General features: G+C 78.5%; 1 protein-coding gene. It reads left to right on the forward strand.

Features of this window, described 5'->3' with window-relative positions; translation table 11 throughout:
• Positions 1-306: penicillin-binding transpeptidase domain-containing protein (locus GTR00_RS22355; protein WP_276610408.1), on the forward strand; the 306-nt coding region annotated here is incomplete at its 5' end.
• Positions 307-554: the final 248 nt, after the last annotated feature.

Consider the following 554-nt stretch of genomic DNA (forward strand, 5'->3'; position numbering starts at 1 on the left):
TCGCGCATCAGCCCGCCCCCGGCGGCCGACCCGGCCGTGCTGGCCACCGTGGGCGGGCTGATGCGCGAGGTCGTCACCTCCGGCACGGCCACCGTGCTGGCCGGGGTGCCCGGGGAGCCGGTGCACGCCAAGACCGGCACCGCCGAGCACGGCGCCGGGGACCCGCCGCCCACCCACGCCTGGACGATCGGCTACCAGGGGACCCTGGCGTTCGCGGTGCTCGTCGAGGACGGCGCCAGCGGCGGCTCGGTGGCCGCGCCGCTGGCCGCCGACTTCCTCACCCGGGCGGCGGCGCTGCGGCCCTGACGGTCGCGGCGTCCCGCGGCGTCCCGGGGCTCCCCGGACGAGGGAGTTCCAAGTCGCTCCCGTGGAGGAATTGCCAGGGAGCCGTCGATGGGGTCAAATGGGTGAGTACGCCCTAGGGCGACGACGGGCCCGGCTCATCCCCCCCGAGCCGGACCGTGGACGGCCCCCGCTCCCCCCCAGCGGGGGCCGTCGTCCTTTCCCCGGGCACCTCCCCGCACGGCCCCCGCGCGACGTCGCGCGGGGGCCGT

The organism is Kineococcus indalonis (genome assembly GCF_009906395.1).
Classification (GTDB): domain Bacteria; phylum Actinomycetota; class Actinomycetes; order Actinomycetales; family Kineococcaceae; genus Kineococcus; species Kineococcus indalonis.